This is a genomic window from Bacillus sp. XF8 (assembly GCF_017498755.1).
In the GTDB taxonomy this organism is placed as follows: Bacteria; Bacillota; Bacilli; order Bacillales; family Bacillaceae_G; genus Bacillus_A; species Bacillus_A bingmayongensis.
The window spans coordinates 1-19,377 of record NZ_JAGDQK010000011.1 but is presented as its reverse complement, the minus strand read 5'-3'; the positions used below and the strand labels follow the sequence as shown (position 1 = coordinate 19,377).

Sequence of the window (19,377 nt, the reverse complement as noted above, 5' to 3'; positions counted from 1 at the left end):
GATACTGTCCACCCCTCTAAAGAATTGTATTTAGATGCCATTATATAAGGTAAAATTCTGAAAAACAATATATTTTGAACATTTAGAAAAATATAGGATGATCCTTACAAAGAAAACGTTGCCACGTGTTATATAATGACCATCTTACAAAATATAAGGGGTTTCTTGATACACATAATAATTTAACCAATTTGAAAATAATAAGTTTCCATGACTCCGCCATCTTATAAGTGGTTTTTCAGCTGGATTATTATGTTTAAAATAGTTTTTTGGAATCGCAATGTCTATCCCTCTTTGTTTATCGCGTTCATATTCCTCTTTTAACGTATCACAGCTATATTCACTATGACCAAGAACAAAAATATGCTTTCCTTCTTGCCCCATAACAAGGTGGACACCTGCTTCTTCTGATGTTGCTAGTAACGTCAGTTCTGGCACCTTTTCAATGTCAGCTCTACGCACTTCTGTATGGCGAGAATGAGGTGCAAAGAAGAGTTCATCAAACCCTTGTAACAACTTCACATGCTGCTCATGCACCTCATGCTCGAATACACCAAACATCTTTTCTTCCAAAGGGTATTTCGGAATTCCATAGTGATAATACAAACCAGCTTGTGCTCCCCAACAAATATGCAGTGTAGATGTTACATTCGTTTTTGAGTATTCCATTATACGCCCAAGTTCTTCCCAATAGTCTACCTCTTCAAAAGGAAGTGTTTCAATCGGAGCTCCTGTAATAATAAGCCCATCAAATTTTTCTTCCTCAATATCACGAAATGTCCTATAAAAACTTGTTAAGTGATCCTGTGCCACATTACGAGATAAATGGGACTCCATATGGAGCAAATGCACATCTAATTGAAGTGGTGTATTACCAAGTAACCTGAGCAATTGCGCTTCTGTTTCTTGTTTTGTTGGCATTAAGTTCAAAATGGCAATTTTCAAAGCACGTATATCTTGTGTTTCAGCTCGCTCTTTTGTCATCACAAAAATATTTTCTTTTTGCAATACTTTACGAGCTGGTAAATCCTTATCAACAATGATCGGCATGTGCTTTGCCTCCAACTAACGCTTCCTCTAGATCCGCAATAATATCAGAAACATCTTCTATGCCGACCGATAAGCGAATTAAATCAGATGTAACACCCGCTAAACGCTGCTCTTCTTCATTTAACTGTCTATGCGTTGTACTAGCAGGATGGATCACACATGTTCTCGCATCTGCTACATGCGTCACAAGCGTCGCTAGCTTCACATTTGCAATAAATTCTTTCGCAGATTCTAATCCCCCTTTAATGCCGAATGTTAAAACGCCACTTGCACCTTTTGCTAAGTACTTTTGCGCTAGCGAATAATTTTCATTACTTTCTAATCCCGGATAATTTACCCATTCAATACGATCATGGTTAGCGAGCCACTTCGCAACTGCAAGGGCATTTTCACTATGACGCTCCATTCGTAAATGCAATGTTTCTAAACCGATGTTGCTAATATACGCATTGAATGGGCTCATACAGTTTCCATAGTCTCTTAATAATTGAACACGAGCTTTCACAATATATGCCGCCTGCCCAAAGTTCTGCACGTAACTTACACCGTGATAACTTGGATCTGGTTCGACAAGCTCGGGATATTTTCCATTTGTCCAATCAAAATTCCCGCCATCAATGACAATCCCGCCTAATGAACTTGCATGTCCATCAATATATTTCGTTGTAGAATGAACAACAATATTTGCCCCATGTTCAAACGCTTGGCATAAATATGGTGTCGCTAACGTGTTATCAACAATAAAAGGTACTTCTAACTCTTTTGCCGCGTTTGAAAACTCTTTAAAATTCAAAACATTCATCGCTGGATTCCCAAGTGATTCTGCATAAATAAGCTTTGTTTTATCATTGGCAAGTGCCACAATTTCATCAGCAGCTAAGTTCGGATTAAAGAATGTAACATCAATCCCCAATTTACGTAGACTTACCCCAAATAAGTTAAATGTCCCACCATAAACAGTTGAAGAACAAAGTAAATGATCACCACTACTACAAATATTTAAAACAGCTAGCATAATGGCCGCTTGACCAGAAGCTGTCGCAACCGCTCCAACACCACCTTCTAGCTCTGATAACTTTTGTTCAAATGCTGCTAGTGTCGGGTTTCCAATACGTGTATAAATATAGCCTTCTGCCTCTAAATTAAAGAGTGCTGCTAAATCATCGGACGTATCGTATTTATACGTTGTACTTTGATAAAGTGGCAAAACACGTGGTTCTCCATTCTTCGGCGTATAACCACCTTGCACACAAATAGTTCCCTTTCCCCATGATTCTCCCATTTCTTATTCTCCTTTCTTTTATAGAAAATAAAAAAAACTGCTTCTTTCCCTAACAAGAAAGAAGCAGTTTGAAAACACGCTCTAGAGTTTCTTTCTTATCTCTCAGGATTTATTACCTGCAGGATTTGGCACAATTCCGTTATTCGGCTGTTGCCAAGGTTTCATAGGGCCTGTCCCTCCACCTTTTCTTGATAAGACTATGCAATTACCGTTGATTTTATAGCAATAATTTCCTAATGTCAATTATTTTTCTGAATCTTTACAAAAGATTTTATTAACAATTTAATCGTTTATTCTTAAAATTTAAACTATATTAGTATATCATTATAAATAACCTTTCCCCCTAAAATATTCTACACGTTTACTTACACGTCTCTTCTTTTTATACTCCATTGTCATAAGCAATGCCCCCATTATAATTAGGGTATTATTTATTATCATCCAAGGGATAGATAGGTACGTCATCGCATATACACTTGGAAAAATTGCGACACACATGAAAAAAATTCGATGAAAAAACACTGCAATACAAACAAATAGTATAGATACTATAAGCATAATAAAAATAAAAAACTTTTCTACATCAAAGAAAGTCCACTGATATTCCTGATAAAAGTAAGTGATGATTTGTATGGTACAGCCTAAAAATCCTAATATATGACCAAAAACATGTATTTTATATCTATCGCGTCTCTTTCCAAATCTTACAGCTATACTTATCAAGGTACCCGTTACAGCTCCAATCACTATAAATACTCCAATGTACCATAGGTTTCTCCCGACAGAAACATCCACACCATAAGCACCATAGAACATAAGAGCAATACCCGATGCAATCACGATAATAGACAAAAAAACATCATATTTTTTATATGGAAATCTCTTTTGTAAAATCAACGAACTTATTAATATACAAGCAAATGCTGCTAAAACAGTATAAATAAAAACGCTCAAACCTCTCCCTCCTATATGGAAAATTTTACTATAACATTAAACTAAGTCATATATTTATTCATATGAAAAAAACTTGCGCAAATAACGCAAGTTTTCATTATTCTACAATAACAGCTGTACCTTAACCAATTCATTTTCCTCTATTTCTTTGGCTTATTGCACAAGACGCTCTCCCAATTTCTTTAGAATCTTTAAAGGGCTGGCACCATGTTTTAATCTAAGAAGATAGTAATTAGCGTAAAATTTGATACAGCTCATTAAGATTTTGTATTTCATAAGTTGGCACAATCCCCGTTTGATTCGGCTTCCCTTCAGGATTAAACCAACATGTGTCTAATCCGGCTAGTTGTCCACCTTTAATATCTGCACTTAAGGAATCACCGATAATTAATCCTTCCTCCACAGAGAAATTAGAAATTCGTGCAAAAACATAATCAAAGTATTCCTTCATTGGCTTTTGATAGCCAGTGTCTTCCGAAACAAAAATATCTCTAAAGAGCGGATGTAATCCTGAATTGCGTAGACGTTTATCTTGCGTCTTGGAAACACCATTTGTAACAATATATAAGTCATATCGGCTTTGGAGATCTTGTATTAATTCAAAAGCCCCGTGAATGAGCTGATTCCCTTCTTCTAAAAAACTACGATAATTCTTTTCAAACAAGGTTCCATCAACTTCTTGACCATACTCCTTAAATAAAATTGAAAATCGAGTATTCACAACTTCATCACGGCCTATTTTTCCTTCTTCAAAAGATTTCCACAGACCTTGGTTTATTTTTTTGTAATGTGCTGCAATTTCATCAGTTAAAGAGATTTTTTGTTCCTCAAAAAGTAAATGTAATGCTGTTCTTTCAGCTGCTTTAAAATCTAATAATGTATCGTCCACATCAAATAGTAATGTTTGATATTTCTTCAATGATGGTATTGTCGTCCCCTTCATGTTGATTCTCTTCCTTTCTTCTATAAAAACACGCTTTTTCTTTTGTTCTTAAATAAATGGTATCACTACCACTTGTAAAAAGAATAGGAGATATCTCATACTAAATGAGAGGTGAAAAAATGAAAATCGAAAAAAATCCAGATAAAATTTATAGTTATGTACAACGATTCAACTTTCAAACGTTCTTTTCGTTTAATATTTTTCCATATATAGAAGTTCACTCGTTTCACAAGAAAGAAACCATTTGTAACGAAGGAGAGGAATTTCCCTATCTCTATTACTTAATTTCTGGAAAAGCAAAAATATATATGAGCCATCAAAATGGGAAGGTTTCCTTAATTAACTTTGTAAAAGCCCCATCGATTATTGGAGAATTAGGATTAATTGGAGTCGAATCTGTGACAAAAGGAATCGAAGCCATGGAACCATGTGTTTGTTTAGCTCTTCCCCTGAAAGATTGTCATCATCTCTTGTTGCAGGACGCTCATTTCTTACAACAGCTATGCAAATTTATTGGCGAAAAAACAATCACTCGAACTGAACAATATGCGAAAAGTTATAACTATCCTTTAGAAAATCGCTTAGCAGCTTTTATTCTGTTAACTGAGCAAAACAATCGTTATCTTGAAAAGCACACGGAAGCCTCTGAATACTTAAATATTAGTTATCGTCATCTCTTGTATGTATTAAAGCAGTTTTGTCATCAAAATTTGTTAAAAAAAGAAGGCAGAATATATCTGATACAGGACAAAAAGAAATTACAAAAATTAGCAAAAGAGCTCGATCGACAATAAAAAAGCAGTACCAACATCTTAAAAACGTTGATACTGCTTATTCAATGACGATTATTTTATTAATTAGAATGTGCTTGCTACTTTAACAGCTTTTTCAAGCCCTTCTGCGATAATCTCTTCCGCTTTATCTGGGGATTGGTTATGTCCTTCAATAATAACTGTTTCCATATTTGTTACACCGAAGAAGCCCATCATGCTTGCTACATATTTAACAGCCATTTCTACTTCAGCTGCTGGACCTTCAGAATATACACCACCACGTGCGTTTAACAATGCGATTTTCTTATCTCCAATAAGACCTACTGGACCTTCTGGCGTATATTTGAATGTTTTACCAGCACGGTTTAAGTAATCGATATATGTGTGAAGTACTGCTGGAATTGTTAAGTTCCATAATGGGAAACCAAATACTACTTTATCAGCTGCAAGGAATTGATCTAAATATTTATCAGCAACAGCTACTGCCTTTGCTTCTTCTGCTGTTAAGTCAAACCCTTTTCCCGCCTTAAATGTACCGTTAATCATATCTACTCCTACATATGGTAATTCTTCATTGTATAGATCAAGTTCTACCACTGTATCATTTGGATGTGATTCTTTATAGCTTGCTAAAAATGCTTCATATAATTTCACGCTAACTGCTTGGTCCGCTGGACGGTTGTTAGCTTTTACAAATAACACTGTTGTCATGTTTTTTCCTCCTACTACTCACTCTTACGTTGTTTATTATTTACTCGCTAAAAAGGGAGAATCCCTTGTAATTGTTGTTGCTTACAAATATATTTTATCCTCTCATTCCAACAATTTCTTCCACATATAGACGTATCTTTTCATAAAAAAAGTCCACCTTCTAAAGGCGAACTAGGTCCTACGACTTTTGTCTTATACAATTCCATTTTTCACTGCATATAAAGCTGCTTGCGTACGATCCGATAGATTTAATTTACTTAAAATGCTACTTACATGAGCCTTTACTGTTTTTTCCGTAATGACTAAAACAGATGCGATTCCCTTATTGCTCATCCCTTTTGCCAAGAGCTGCAACACTTCATTCTCCCTTGCCGTTAGTACATCTACATGAATATTTGATGACTCCTGTTGCTCTTCTTGCGGCAATGTTTGAGAAAGAAGTGCACTTGCTATATCAGGATGAAGCTGAATATTTCCTTTGTATGCACTACGAATCGCTTCCACAAGTTGATCTGGTTCAACATCTTTAAGAATATATCCGCTTGCCCCAGCCTTTAAAGCTGGTAAAACATGCGCTTGATCCGAAAAACTAGTTAATACGAGTACTTTCACATTTGGATATTCTTTTTTTATGCACGCAGTTGCTTCAATACCATCCATCTCTGGCATATATAAATCCATTAGTACAACATCCGGCTGCACCTCTCCTACTTTCGTTAACGCTTCTTTCCCGTTATTTGCTTCTCCAACTAGCTCCAAATCTTCTTGCGTACTTAAAAAAAATGCTAATCCTTTTAAAACAACTGTATGATCATCAACTAATAATACTTTTATCTTCACGAATTTCCCTCATCTTCACATGACATTATAATGGTATGATAACTTTTATACTTGTTCTCTTTTCTTCACTTACAATCGTAATATATCCACCAATTAACTCCGCTCGTTCACGCATCGTTGTCATACCGAGCGATTTCTTCTCTTTTACATTCTTCTCTATAAAACCAACGCCGTGATCAACTACTTCTAAGGATACATTGTTCTCTGTCACTTTGAAATAAATCGTTGCTTCTCTTACACCTGCATGCTTACTTACATTATTTAATGCCTCTTGTCCAATACGCCATAATGTTTCTTCTACTACACGCGGTAAATCACGTACACCTGTAACCTGCTCACGAATTTTTAAACCTAAGTTTTCACCATATTGCTTTAAAGCTGGCAGTAATCCTTTTTCTAGTCCCGCTGGACGAAGCTGCCAAATAAGTGTCCGCATTTCTTTTAAAGCACCTTGCGCTAACTCCCTCATCTCATGAAGAGATTGATCTACCCTTTCATTTTGTCCCTTCAAAACAGCCTCTGCTCCCTTCGTCATGAAGGTTAATGAAAATAATTTTTGTGAAACTGAATCGTGCAGATCCCTTGCCAAACGGTTACGTTCTTCCATTCTAACAAGCTCGCGGCGCTGTTCATTTAATCGTAAATTCTCAATCATTAATGAAATATGATTCGTTAACGCTTGAAGAACATCTACGGCATTTGTATCAAACTCAACCTGGTTTGAATTCACACATAAAACACCAAAGACGTGATTTCGAATATGTATTGGAGCTGCAACAATAGAACCGTTAGGATGAACGCCATTTCCAACTTGTCTTTTCATTAAAACAGGTCGGTTCTTTTCTATCGCTTCCTTTGCCGCCCTCTCTAAACCCGAATCCTCTTGCAATGTATGCTTCTTATAGAAAGCTCGCATGGATAACTTCTTTTCTTCTTGTATAAAAAATGCGACTTGCTCCCATAGAAATACATTTCCCACTTGTTTTACAACTTCTTCTGGCAATGTATTTAACTTATGAATCTTTCTTAGTTCTTGAATAAAACGCTCTAGTTTCACATAATAATGAGCCCGTTTCTTTTCATTTTCATATAGCTTCGTTCGTTTTAAAGCTGTTCCAATTTGCAGGGCAACCGATTGTAATAGCATCAGTTCTTCTTCAGAAAAATGTGTTTTTCCTGGACTCGCTACATTTAGTACGCCAAATTCTTCTCCACCAGCTTTTAATGGAACCGTAGCATGATGAAGAATTCCTTCTGTGTCACCCCAATTATTTTCAACCGCGTTGTTGATTCTTTTACATTCAATAATATTAACCGCTCGCTCTAATTTCCCTTCTACAAAACGGCGCAAACACCAGCATTCTCCTTCACACATTGGCCTTTTATTTTGAAAGGAAAGAGCTGCTGGTAAATGATAATCAATTAATTTTGTATATCTGCCATTTTCATCAGCAAGAAAAATCCATCCTGTTGTTAATCCTGTTACATGCAGCAATTTTTCTAATACCGCTTGTAGCACATGATATGTATCATTTGATGTATTTAATGTTTCTGCAATCTCTTTTAATATAGCTAATTCGCTTATACGGTTCTCTTGAAACATAAATTGTCTCCTACATACAATATTTTCTTTTCTCATTGTACCAAATTTAATGTATTCTCAAACAAACAAGTAACTTTTTCACTTTGTACTTATTCATAAGATTGATATAATGGTTAAAAATGTAGTTTTCATTATATCACCTGAGGGGGCTTTCACAATGACATTAAACAAAGCACTTACAATCGCTGGTTCTGACACAAGCGGTGGCGCTGGTATACAAGCGGATTTAAAAACGTTCCAAGAACTTGGTGTATACGGAATGACGTCTCTTACAACAATCGTAACGATGGATCCACATAACGGCTGGGCACATAACGTATTCCCTATTCCTGCTTCTACACTCAAGCCACAATTAGAAACAACAATTGAAGGTGTTGGTGTTGATGCTTTAAAAACAGGTATGCTTGGATCTGTTGAAATCATTGAAATGGTTGCTGAAACAATTGAAAAGCATAATCTACAAAATGTAGTAGTAGACCCAGTTATGGTTTGTAAAGGGGCAGATGAAGCATTGCATCCTGAAACAAATGACTGCTTACGTGATGTACTTGTTCCAAAAGCATTAGTTGTAACACCAAACTTATTTGAAGCATACCAATTAAGCGGTGTGAAAATTAATTCCCTTGAAGACATGAAAGAAGCTGCTAAAAAAATCCATACTTTAGGTGCAAAATATGTACTAATTAAAGGCGGTAGCAAACTAGGTACAGAAACTGCAATCGATGTATTGTACGATGGAGAAACATTCGACTTCTTAGAATCAGAGAAAATTGATACAACAAATACACACGGCGCAGGTTGCACATACTCTGCAGCAATTACGGCAGAACTTGCAAAAGGTAAATCTGTAAAAGAAGCTGTAGCAATCGCAAAAGACTTCATCACAGCTGCGATTCGTTACTCTTTCAAATTAAACGAATACATCGGACCAACACATCACGGTGCATATCGTAAATTTGCTGCTGGAAAAGAGCTTGTATAAGAAATAAAAAAACAGGCTATCTATGGATAGCTTGTTTTTTTATGATGCTAAATCTTATTTCTACCATTTCTTTTCAAACTCTATTCAAAAAACTATACACTCAAAACCATTTTTGTTGTTCCACGTGAAACAACAAAAAAGTAAAAAAAGAGCGACGAATCGCTCTTTCTCTTCAGCAACACCTTGATATTTTTCCACCTTTCGCATTGAACCTAGCTTCTTGTGCTTCTGCAAAAAACTGTTTTCGACATAGAATCGGTTCTTCTGGGTGGTGCTGTTTCATATGAGTAACGTACGTTTCATAACTTGGTACTCCAACAAGCAAACTAATAAATTGCTTACGTGTTCTCCACACCTTTCCCAATTTTTTAAGCATAATTTCTCGACTCACTTTCATCTCTTGGAATATATGGTGCTTCTTTTAATGGTGTTGCTTTATTTTGCAACACTTTAATCCATATACGAATAGCCGAAACAAGAACTGCGATAACAACTACCATGAAAATACCACATAGTGCTGCATCAATATAATCATTGAAAATAATTTGCTTCATTTGTGCCACATTTTTAGCTGGTGCTAGTATTTTTCCTTCATCTAAAGCGTTTTGAAATACTTTTGCATGCGATAAAAATCCAATTTTCGGATTCTCATGAAATAATTTTTGATAGCCAGCTGTCATCGTTACAATGAGCAATCCTACCGTTGGGATAAGCGTGACCCAAACGTACGCCTTTTTCCCCATTTTGAACAATATCGTTGTTCCAAGTAATAAAGCGATTCCAGCTAACATTTGGTTAGCAATTCCAAAGAGTGGCCATAACGTATTAATCCCACCGAGCGGATCAACTACACCTTGGTATAAGAAATATCCCCATCCTAACACACATAAGGTTGTTGCAATAACATTAGCCAGTGTAGAATCTGTCTTCGCAAATGGTTTATATACGTGCCCTAAAATATCTTGAATCATAAATCGTCCTACACGTGTACCAGCATCAATTGTAGTTAAAATAAATAGTGCTTCAAATAAAATAGCAAAATGATACCAAAATGCCATCATCGCGGTTCCCCCAATTACTTGTGAGAAGATGTAGGCCATCCCAATTGCTAATGTTGGTGCTCCTCCTGTACGAGATAAAATGGTTTGTTCACCAACATTTACAGCAAGATCTTTTAATTCATTTGGTGTAATTGCAAATCCCCAAGAAGAAATAACTTGAGCAGCTTGTGATACATCGGTACCAATAAGAGCTGCTGGACTGTTAATTGCAAAGTATGTCCCTGGTGTTAATACACAAGCCGCAATCATTGCCATCGCCGCGACGAACGATTCCATTAACATGGCCCCGTAACCAATTGGCTGGGCATGACCTTCTCTTTCAATCATCTTCGGCGTAGTACCAGAGGAAACTAAAGCATGGAATCCTGAAACAGCCCCACACGCGATTGTAATAAATAAAAACGGAAATAGATTTCCAGAAAATACCGGGCCTGTTCCATCAATAAACTTGGACACAGCCGGCATTTGTAAGTTTGGTGCTACAATTAAAATCCCAATTGCTAGCCCAACAATTGTTCCGACCTTTAAAAATGTACTTAGATAATCACGCGGAGCAAGGAGCATCCAAACCGGTAATGCAGATGCAATAAAACCGTATACAATAAGCATAATTGCAATCGTTTCACCACTAAAAGTAAACATGCTTGCGAGCGTAGGATTCTCAGCTACATACTGTCCTCCCACAAGAGATAAAAGGAGTAAAATAATACCGATAACCGACCCCTCTCCAACGCGTCCCGGACGAATATAACGCATATAAACACCCATTAAAATAGCAATTGGAATTGTCGCTGCGATTGTAAACATTCCCCAAGGGCTACCAACAAGCGCTTTCACAACCACTAGAGCTAATACTGCTAATAAAATAATCATAATGCCTAAAATACCAATCATCGCAATTAATCCAGTTACAGGACCAATCTCATCTTTAATCATTTCACCTAATGATTTTCCATTACGTCTCATTGAAGCAAATAAAATAACAAAATCTTGTACAGCTCCAGCGATTACAACTCCAACAATAATCCAAATTGTTCCTGGTAAATATCCCATTTGCGCTGCCAAAATTGGCCCTACTAGTGGGCCCGCTCCAGCAATTGCCGCAAAGTGATGTCCAAATAATACCCATTTATTTGTGGGAACATAATCCTTCCCATCATTGAGCGTCTCAGCAGGTGTTTGCCGATTATTATCTAGTTCAAATACTTTTCGTGCGATAAATCTACTATAGAAACGGTAAGCAACGGCATATACAGAAACAGCTGCCACTAATAGCCATACAGCATTAATCGTTTCACCTTGTGATAAGGCAATTACACCAAATCCAACTGCTCCTAATGCTGCGATTACACCCCAAAGTAAAATTGACTTAAATGCCTTCACATACAATCCCCCTTATACTACTTCTTAGTGGAGATTGTACTAAATTTTCTGAATATTTAAGTTGAATCCTCCTTATCATGAAGGATTCTTATGTTAACATGTTGAAATTCACCCACGACTTGTCATAGTTCAATTTTATTTCGAAGTCGTTTTACATAATTTCGACTAACAGGAATCGGCTGCTCATCATACCTTTCCAAATAAAGATTATAAGTTCCATTATAATAAGGCTTTAGTTCCTGGACATACATGACATTTATTAAATAACTTTTATGAACACGTAAAAAATCATATGCTGTTAATTTATTTTCTAATTCTTGAAGTGTATATGTTGAAATATACTGATTATTTGTTGTATAAATTGAAACGGTTTTATTCTCCTTATTCTTACTTACATATACAATATCCTCTGGAAAAATATACGTAATCCCTTCATGTCTTTCAATCGGAAGTTTGCGCAAATGACTTTTTATATTTTTTCCTTTTTCTTGCTCTATTCTATGCAAAAGAAATTGTAAATCTTCTGCACGAAAAGGTCGTAGTAAATAATAAAACGCTTGGAAGCGAAAAGCTATTATCGCCTCTTCTATATTCTCACCGATAAAAATAAACTTTGTATCGCAACTTAATTGTTGTAATAAGCTAGAGAATTCAAACCCTGTGCCATCCTTTAATTTTGTATCTAAAAAAACAAAATCAGGAATATACTTTTTGGCTACTTGTAAAGATCCCATTCCTGTTCTTGCTTCAAAGCACTCTACATTTCGCATATTTTCCGTAAATGTCTCAATTAATCGATTTCTATTTTCTGTCTCTTCCATGATAAGTAAAATTTTCATTTGCCCAACCACCTAATTCTTTTGTCCATATGTCTTGTTGTATACATTCGCTTTCGTAAGAAATAATCCCTTTTTCTAACCAGATTTTCTACTTACTATTAATTCTTTCACTACAGCATAAAGTAAAAATTTGATCAGTGTTTTTTGCATCCTCCACTGATTATTAGCCCTCAACAATCAGGCTTTTACGGGTAGTTTTTAGCTCCCATCTAACTCCTTTGCTTCGAGATGAGAGTATTACCGCTCGTTAATGCGTGATAACAAAAAAGGAAGTCTGCTGGACTCCCTTTTTTCATTATACTAACTCTTGCTGCTTCGTTTCCTGACCAAGCATTACTACTGCAAGTACTCCAATCAAAATAGAACCGCAAAAGATTGTAAAAATCAATGACAGAGGTGCTTTCGAAGCAACGAGATAACCTACTAATAGTGGACCAAGGATTCCACCAATACGACCAAAGGCAGCAGCCATCCCCGCTCCTGTACCACGAATTGCTGTTGGATACTGTTCAGGTGTATATGCATATAAAGCACCCCATGCCCCTAAGTTAAAGAAGGACAAGAACATTCCAGCTATCAATAATGTCGTAAGTGAATCTGCTATTCCAAATACATATGCACTGCATGCCGTACCTATTAAATACGTAACTAATACAAATTTACGGCCAAGGCGTTCAATAAACCATGCCGCAGTAAAATATCCTGGGAGCTGTGCCAATGTCATAATTAATACATACTGAAAACTCTTTATTAAGCTAAATCCTTTTAATACCATTACACTTGGTAACCAAAGAAACATACCATAATAAGAAAAGACCACACAGAACCATAAAACCCATAGCATAATTGTTGCTTTACGATATTCTAAAGACCAAACTGCCTTTATATTTGTAATAACAGATTGCTTTTTCTCAACTTTTTCAAACCTTGGTGAATCTGGTAAATTCCATCTTAAATATAAGGCATATAAGGCTGGAATCGCACTTAACACCATCGCTACTTGCCAACCATACTTTGGAATTACAAAATAAGAAATAAGTGCTGCAATTAACCAACCGCCAGCCCAAAAGCTTTCTAGTAATACAACAACTTTTCCGCGTTCATGTGCCTCAACACTTTCAGATACAAGAGTAGACGCAACGGGTAATTCCCCGCCAAGGCCCATACCGATTAAAAAGCGCAGAATAAGAAACACAGTTAGTGTTGTGGATAAAGCTGTTAGACCACTACCGATAGAAAATAATAATAGCGTTATAATAAAGACTGATTTTCTTCCCATCTTATCTGCTAGTATGCCGAATACAAGCGCCCCGACTGCCATGCCGATTGAATTAATGCTGCCTATCCAGCCCATCTCTTGGCTACTTAATCCCCATTCTTTTTGAAGTGCCACGATGACAAATGAAAGCATACCAACATCCATTGCGTCAAATAACCAGCCAAGCCCTGCTATTCCAAGAAGCTTTCGCTTTGAAATTTCTTTTACATTCCCCACTAGAAGTCCTCCTTACACAGGTGTCTTTACACATCATTTTACACATGTGTATTGTATAAGTAAAACAATTTCATATATAAAGTCCTCCTTCATCATTCCCATAAAGTGAAACTTTAATAAGTAGTGATTTTCTTCATCCCCCACCGATTATTAGCCCTTACCTAACCTCTCTGCTTTTGCTGAAATTTGAGGCGAGGGTATTACCGTTCGCAAATAGCGAGATAAAAAAAACGCCCTATACACAGGCGTTTTACTCAATTATTTGAAATGGACGCATCATATCATGATCTTCATGTTCTAACAAATGACAATGTGGGTGATATGCCCAGGAGAAGCACGAACAACATCTTTTGGTCCACGTTCACCCTCATCCTGCATAATCGGTAGGCATGTAAAACGTATTTCACCTGTTTCATTATAAAAGCTCACCTCAAATGGCTGCCGATCGAGAATATAAAAATACACAAGGTGTAAATGAATTGGATGAACACCACCCGTAACATTCAAATACTCCAATATCTCTACATCTCCTACCTTCATAATTTCTAAAACAGGATCATGCCACATTTTATCATCTAACAGAAACATAGGACGATTATACATATCACGTGATGCAGTTACCTTTAATTTTCGAATACGTTTCATACATCTTCTTAAACTATCCTCTTTTTTCTCATATGACATGGAATACAACTTCGATCTGTTTCGCTTAATTTTTTCGTTACAGCAAATTTCATTACATTGGCATCGCCCTCTGGATTAATAGGCCTACCACAACCATTTCCATTCATAAAAAAAGTAGCGAGATTTCGCTACTTTTTCGAACGCATCACTTCTTTTAGAAATTCAGCTAATACTAGCTGACGACGCCAACGCGTCGGATTGCTACATAGACGGTAAAACCATTCTAGATGAATGGCTTGAATCCATTTTGGCGCACGTTTTACTTCCCCTGCCCAAACGTCCAAACTACCACCTACACCAACAGCTACCTTTGCCTGCAAACGATGCTTATTATTTTGAATAAAGTTTTCTTGTCTTGGGAATCCAAGTGCTACAAGTAATAGATCAGGCTTTGCTTCCTGAATACGAGAAATAATATCTTCTTCCTCTTCTTGTTTGAAGTATCCATCTTGTGTTCCCACAATAGATACAGCTGAATATGTTTTTGTTAAATGATCAGCGGCACCTTTCACAACATGCGGTTTTGCTCCAAGTAAAAAAACAGACACAGATTTATTCTCTTCCGACAACGTCCCAAATAAATCACTCATTAAATCAAAACCTGCTACACGCTCTTTTAGTGGTGTTCCTAGCATACCACTAGCTTTTACAACACCGATACCATCTGGTGTAATCAAATCTGTTTTCAACAGTGTTTGATGAAAACTTGGATCCTTTTTCGCACACATTACAATTTCAGGATTTGCTGTTACAACTTGGAATGTGTGATCTTGTCCCGATTCTAGCTGTTTCATGAGATATTGGATTGTCTCTTCCATTGTCATTGTAGAGAAAGGGACACCTAAAATATCAACTGTTTGTACTACCATAATTACAATCCTCTCTGCTATTAAAGGTTTTTAGCTATTAATTCTTTATATGTTTCTTTCGTATCTTCATATAACTTGTGCAATGAGAAGTTTGCCACAGCATGCTCATAGATGTGTTTTCCCATTACAGCTAACTCTCCAGTTTTCCACTTTTCATACGCCTCTTCTAACGCAACAGCTAACGCCTTTCCATCTCCAGTTGGAACAATCCAGCCGTAATTTTCATCTACAATTAACGGCTCAATTTCTCCCGCCCTCGTTACAATAGATGGAACACGTTGATTCGCTGCTTCTAATAAAACTAAAGGAAAACCTTCACTATGAGATGTTAATAAATTAACATGCGAAGACGCAAATAATTCTTTTACATCTTGACGATGTCCTAAAAACTCAACTTTACTTGCAACTCCCTTTTCGGTAGCTAACGCCTTAAGTTCTTGTTCTAAAGGACCATCGCCTACTAATAATACTTTAATTTTCGTCAATGTCGTTTGTTTCAATGCCTCAAACAATACTTCATGACCTTTAACGGGATGAAGACGGGCAACTTGAATCGCTGTAAATACATCTTCATCAATGTTAAACGTTTCTTTCTTATTATACCCTTGTGCTTTTTCTTTGTCATACTCGATACCATTATAAATAACACGCATCTTTTCGCTCGAAATTCCTAATTGCGCTAAACTCTTTTTTAATCGATTTGTTACAACAAAGAATAAATCTATATCTTTTAAAGCCTTTAAATTCAATTTCGTAAAAATCCAACCTTTTAAGCCTTGTTTTGTAAAGTCCTCGAACGGATCACTATGAATCGTCGTAACCCATTTTGCAGCGATCTTCTTTTTCATTAGGGAAACATAAAAGTTTGCTCTCGGTCCGTGCGTATGAACAATATCAAATTTTTCTTTATTAATGAATCCACTTATATTCTTCAAAATGGATAAATCGTAGCGAGACTTTTGTGAAAACACATGAACTTTTATCCCTAATTCTCTTGCTTCCCTCGCAACAATTCCGTCTTCAAATACTGCTAATTCTACTTCATCGGTCGGAAACTGATCAAGAAGTGAAATAATATGTGTTTTCCCTCCTCCATCTTCTGCTCCCGCATTCATATGCAATATCCTCATACTTTTTTTCCTCCTTTAAATCCTCGCCACATTTTCCATCTATCTTTTATTTTACTGTACTAAAAAATAAAAGCTAACAAAAGTTAGCTTTTATTTTTATCATTCAATTTCTAAATCTACAATTAGATAAGCTAACACCACTACAAAGTAAATCCCAACTCCTGGTGCCGTCAAAATATGACCTGCAGTATATGCGATACCTAAAGCTAACACTAAGCTTGCTGCTATCATTCCATATTTTATATTAAATATGTCTTTAAATCTTGTAATAATGGTCAATAAGATTTTTAAACCATAATAGATGAACGGAATCATCATTAACGCGAAACCGATAATCCCAAAATCATAAAACCAATCATGGAAGTCCATTTCAATCAACTTTGGATCAGGTTGCTTTTCTGGATTATATTTAAAGTTACCTGCGTAACCCATTCCTAACAATTTTTGTGACATTGGCGCTTCATTAAAGAACTGCTTATGTCTTTCTGCATACACTTGACGCCCACTAAAGATTAGGTTCTCTTGATTTTCTTTTTTCTGTTCTTTCTGAAGCTCTTTTTTAACTTCTTCTTCTACTTTTGCCTTTTCTTCTGGCTTCTCTGGTTTATGCTGTTCTTGTTCTTGTAGCTTCTCTTTAATTTCTTTTTCTTTTTGTTGTTGTTGTGCCACATTCTGTTCAGCTAAATAACCAGTATGGATGCCCATATTCTGCGCTAATGGTGTCTTTTTAAACGTTCCAACAATACCGGCTAATAGAACGATGGCAATCACTCCATTAAGTAAAAGAGCCTTCTTGTTCGGATTTTTTCTATCAAATAACAACTGAAGTAGAATAATAAAAATTGCTGCTGCCAAAGTAGCACCAATTGAACCCATTCCTACTTTCGTACCGACCTGAATTAAAGAATAAATCATTAACAGGGACGGAATCCAGTATAAAACACTAGTGATACTTTTCGTTTTTTGAACTGAGTATAGTACTACAATCGGGAAGATAATAGCTAGAATTGACCCTAGTTCATTCCCTGCATAAAACCATCCACGGGAACCAACTTTCATCCATTCATAACTACCAAAGTCTGTAGACGTTGTAATAGAAACAACCATAACAATATTAATAATTAATGTAGAATACATAATATTGTTTCTAACTTTATCCCCAATATTTGTAAGTTTCTTCAACGATTTTAAAGCTAAAATGTATGCACTAAGCATAATATATATATACAATGCTTTTGCAACGAATCTAATTTCTTCTCCTAATACAATCGGACTCTTGATAAGTTTATTATTAATAAACCCTATTCCAAGTACCACTGCTAGTAAGATAAGATAAATTAAAAACTTCCTATTTTCCTTTTCTTTTGCCTGCAGCAAGATATAAATACCACAGATTGCCATAATAAGAAATCTTGCTATTATCCCAAATGTCGTATTTATTTTTAATACGATAATACTAAGCGACGTTAATAGATCTAAAACAGGCTGTAAAATAATAAAAAAGAGCAAAAACTGCTCAAACCTAATCCTAGCTTGATTTGCTAACATTCCGAGACCTCCATACAAAATCATTACATTATCATTTAAACATCGTTTATATCATTTAAAATACACCTAGTAATTATAACATAACTCATATTTAATTTGAGAACTATTTTTATACAATTACCGATTGTCCATCTCTCCCTTATAAGAAAAAATTATCTCCTATAAATAATCCCCACCTTTTAAAAAGTATAGAAAAAGAAAATGTTACCCCCTCTTAATTTCCAATTTATACTAAAATATAATCTTATATAAACATTAAATTATTTTATATGGATTTAAAAATAATTATCGCCTAATAAATGAATGGATTTCTTATTAAAATATCATTTTTATAGCTTAATTTTTTCACCTTTACAAACGCTTTCTTTATGTATTTCTTTCGTTTTTCTACATGTAACGAAAAGTAATTGTTATTTTCATAACTTTAGTGTATATTTTTTCTCTGGAACATCTTTAGGAGGAAGGGAATAGAGCCATGTTATTAATCGAAATATTTACGTTTCTTGGCATTGTTGCCGCTGCCATTTCTGGTACATTAGTTGGTTTAAAGAAAGATCTAGATTTGTTTGGTGTCCTTTGTTTAGCTGTAGCTACTGCACTAGGTGGCGGAATTATTCGTGATATTATGATTGGTAACCTACCTCCTGTCGCATTTGTACAACCAATTTACTTTTTTGTCAGCGTGTTAGCAGCACTTTTTACTTGCATGTTTTTTGAACGCATTAATAAACTCCAAGTTGTCATTATGCTTTCAGATGCTGTCGGTTTAGGAGTCTTTACCGCTATTGGAGCAAACGCAGCGATGTCGCATCACGTCAACGCCTCATTCTTAGTCGTTTCGATGGGTGTTATTACAGGTATTGGTGGAGGGATTTTGCGTGATATTTGCGCTCAAGATATCCCCTATGTATTCCGTAAAGAAATTTATGCAATTGCTTCTATTCTAGGTGCGATTAGTTTCCTAATCACACATGAAATGGGTGCACATGTATTAGCTTTCTATATTTGTTTACTCGTAACATTCATCATACGTGTAGTCACTGTTATATATAATGTACATTTTCCAGTCTTCTTTAAGACTCATGCAAAAGCTAATAAAAGTCATTAAGAGAATTCTCTTTACTTATCGCATATAAAAAACGCACCACTCTTTATGAACTGCACCCCAATTGTTAGACACAATTAACAATTGGAGGTGTAGTTTTTTTATGGCAAAGTTTTCATTAGAAG

At 35.8% G+C, this 19,377-nt stretch carries 18 protein-coding genes and 1 riboswitch; of the genes, 3 read left to right on the top strand and 15 right to left on the bottom strand.

What is annotated here, in order from left to right; genetic code table 11:
* Window positions 1-144: 144 nt before the first annotated feature.
* The 4 genes from metA to J4P91_RS08035 form a co-directional block, all read right to left on the bottom strand.
* Complete coding sequence (gene metA / locus J4P91_RS08050; protein ID WP_207993539.1) at window positions 145-1,050, bottom strand: homoserine O-acetyltransferase MetA; 906 nt, start codon at window positions 1,048-1,050, stop codon at window positions 145-147.
* Window positions 1,034-2,332: a bifunctional O-acetylhomoserine aminocarboxypropyltransferase/cysteine synthase gene (locus tag J4P91_RS08045; RefSeq protein WP_207993538.1), complete on the bottom strand. Its 1,299-nt coding sequence runs from the start codon at window positions 2,330-2,332 to the stop codon at window positions 1,034-1,036. Before J4P91_RS08045 ends, metA begins: the two co-directional genes overlap by 17 nt.
* A gap of 92 nt (window positions 2,333-2,424) precedes the next feature.
* Window positions 2,425-2,530: riboswitch (SAM riboswitch) on the bottom strand.
* A 126-nt stretch (window positions 2,531-2,656) separates the two neighbouring features.
* Window positions 2,657-3,286, bottom strand: a complete 630-nt coding sequence (locus J4P91_RS08040) for a hypothetical protein (protein ID WP_207993537.1) — start codon at window positions 3,284-3,286, stop codon at window positions 2,657-2,659.
* A gap of 232 nt (window positions 3,287-3,518) precedes the next feature.
* Entirely contained in the window at window positions 3,519-4,205 is a 687-nt protein-coding gene (locus tag J4P91_RS08035) for a YjjG family noncanonical pyrimidine nucleotidase (protein WP_207993603.1), read from the bottom strand.
* 143 nt (window positions 4,206-4,348) lie between these two features.
* Here J4P91_RS08035 and yeiL point away from each other — a divergent pair, with 143 nt between their 5' ends.
* Window positions 4,349-5,023: a transcriptional regulator YeiL gene (gene yeiL, locus J4P91_RS08030; protein WP_207993536.1), complete on the top strand. Its 675-nt coding sequence runs from the start codon at window positions 4,349-4,351 to the stop codon at window positions 5,021-5,023.
* Between the two features lie 63 nt (window positions 5,024-5,086).
* Here the strand turns inward: yeiL and J4P91_RS08025 are convergent, their stop codons facing one another.
* The 3 genes from J4P91_RS08025 to J4P91_RS08015 form a co-directional block, all read right to left on the bottom strand.
* Window positions 5,087-5,713 (bottom strand): FMN-dependent NADH-azoreductase, encoded by a 627-nt coding sequence (locus tag J4P91_RS08025; protein ID WP_207993535.1) that lies wholly within the window; start codon window positions 5,711-5,713, stop codon window positions 5,087-5,089.
* A gap of 192 nt (window positions 5,714-5,905) precedes the next feature.
* Window positions 5,906-6,553 (bottom strand): response regulator, encoded by a 648-nt coding sequence (locus J4P91_RS08020; RefSeq protein WP_207993534.1) that lies wholly within the window; start codon window positions 6,551-6,553, stop codon window positions 5,906-5,908.
* 25 nt (window positions 6,554-6,578) lie between these two features.
* Window positions 6,579-8,156 carry a GAF domain-containing sensor histidine kinase gene (locus J4P91_RS08015; RefSeq protein ID WP_207993533.1) on the bottom strand — a complete coding sequence of 526 codons (1,578 nt, stop codon included), beginning with the start codon at window positions 8,154-8,156 and terminating at the stop codon, window positions 6,579-6,581.
* Between the two features lie 157 nt (window positions 8,157-8,313).
* On the opposite strand from J4P91_RS08015, the gene pdxK reads away from it, so the two are divergent.
* On the top strand, window positions 8,314-9,138 hold the full coding sequence (gene pdxK / locus J4P91_RS08010; RefSeq protein ID WP_207993532.1) for a pyridoxine/pyridoxal/pyridoxamine kinase: 825 nt from the start codon (window positions 8,314-8,316) through the stop codon (window positions 9,136-9,138).
* 172 nt (window positions 9,139-9,310) lie between these two features.
* On the opposite strand, the gene J4P91_RS08005 is transcribed toward pdxK, so the two are convergent.
* From J4P91_RS08005 to J4P91_RS07970, 8 genes are all read right to left on the bottom strand, one after another.
* Window positions 9,311-9,514: a YbdD/YjiX family protein gene (locus tag J4P91_RS08005; RefSeq protein WP_207993531.1), complete on the bottom strand. Its 204-nt coding sequence runs from the start codon at window positions 9,512-9,514 to the stop codon at window positions 9,311-9,313.
* Complete coding sequence (gene cstA / locus J4P91_RS08000) at window positions 9,507-11,582, bottom strand: carbon starvation CstA family protein (protein ID WP_207993530.1); 2,076 nt, start codon at window positions 11,580-11,582, stop codon at window positions 9,507-9,509. The genes J4P91_RS08005 and cstA overlap by 8 nt, the downstream gene beginning before the upstream one ends.
* 122 nt (window positions 11,583-11,704) lie before the next feature.
* Window positions 11,705-12,421, bottom strand: a complete 717-nt coding sequence (locus tag J4P91_RS07995; protein ID WP_207993529.1) for a LytR/AlgR family response regulator transcription factor — start codon at window positions 12,419-12,421, stop codon at window positions 11,705-11,707.
* Window positions 12,422-12,716: 295 nt separating this feature from the next.
* Window positions 12,717-13,916, bottom strand: coding sequence for an MFS transporter (locus J4P91_RS07990; protein WP_207993528.1), 1,200 nt, complete (start codon window positions 13,914-13,916; stop codon window positions 12,717-12,719).
* Window positions 13,917-14,213: 297 nt separating this feature from the next.
* Window positions 14,214-14,561, bottom strand: a complete 348-nt coding sequence (locus J4P91_RS07985) for a multicopper oxidase domain-containing protein (RefSeq protein ID WP_207993527.1) — start codon at window positions 14,559-14,561, stop codon at window positions 14,214-14,216.
* A 167-nt stretch (window positions 14,562-14,728) separates the two neighbouring features.
* Window positions 14,729-15,469: a WecB/TagA/CpsF family glycosyltransferase gene (locus tag J4P91_RS07980; RefSeq protein ID WP_207993526.1), complete on the bottom strand. Its 741-nt coding sequence runs from the start codon at window positions 15,467-15,469 to the stop codon at window positions 14,729-14,731.
* Window positions 15,470-15,489: 20 nt separating this feature from the next.
* Window positions 15,490-16,599 (bottom strand): glycosyltransferase, encoded by a 1,110-nt coding sequence (locus J4P91_RS07975; protein WP_017153656.1) that lies wholly within the window; start codon window positions 16,597-16,599, stop codon window positions 15,490-15,492.
* Between the two features lie 99 nt (window positions 16,600-16,698).
* On the bottom strand, window positions 16,699-18,147 hold the full coding sequence (locus tag J4P91_RS07970) for an O-antigen ligase family protein (RefSeq protein ID WP_207993525.1): 1,449 nt from the start codon (window positions 18,145-18,147) through the stop codon (window positions 16,699-16,701).
* 475 nt (window positions 18,148-18,622) lie between these two features.
* Between J4P91_RS07970 and J4P91_RS07965 the strand changes: the two genes are divergently transcribed.
* Window positions 18,623-19,255, top strand: coding sequence for a trimeric intracellular cation channel family protein (locus tag J4P91_RS07965; protein WP_207993524.1), 633 nt, complete (start codon window positions 18,623-18,625; stop codon window positions 19,253-19,255).
* Window positions 19,256-19,377 lie beyond the last annotated feature (122 nt).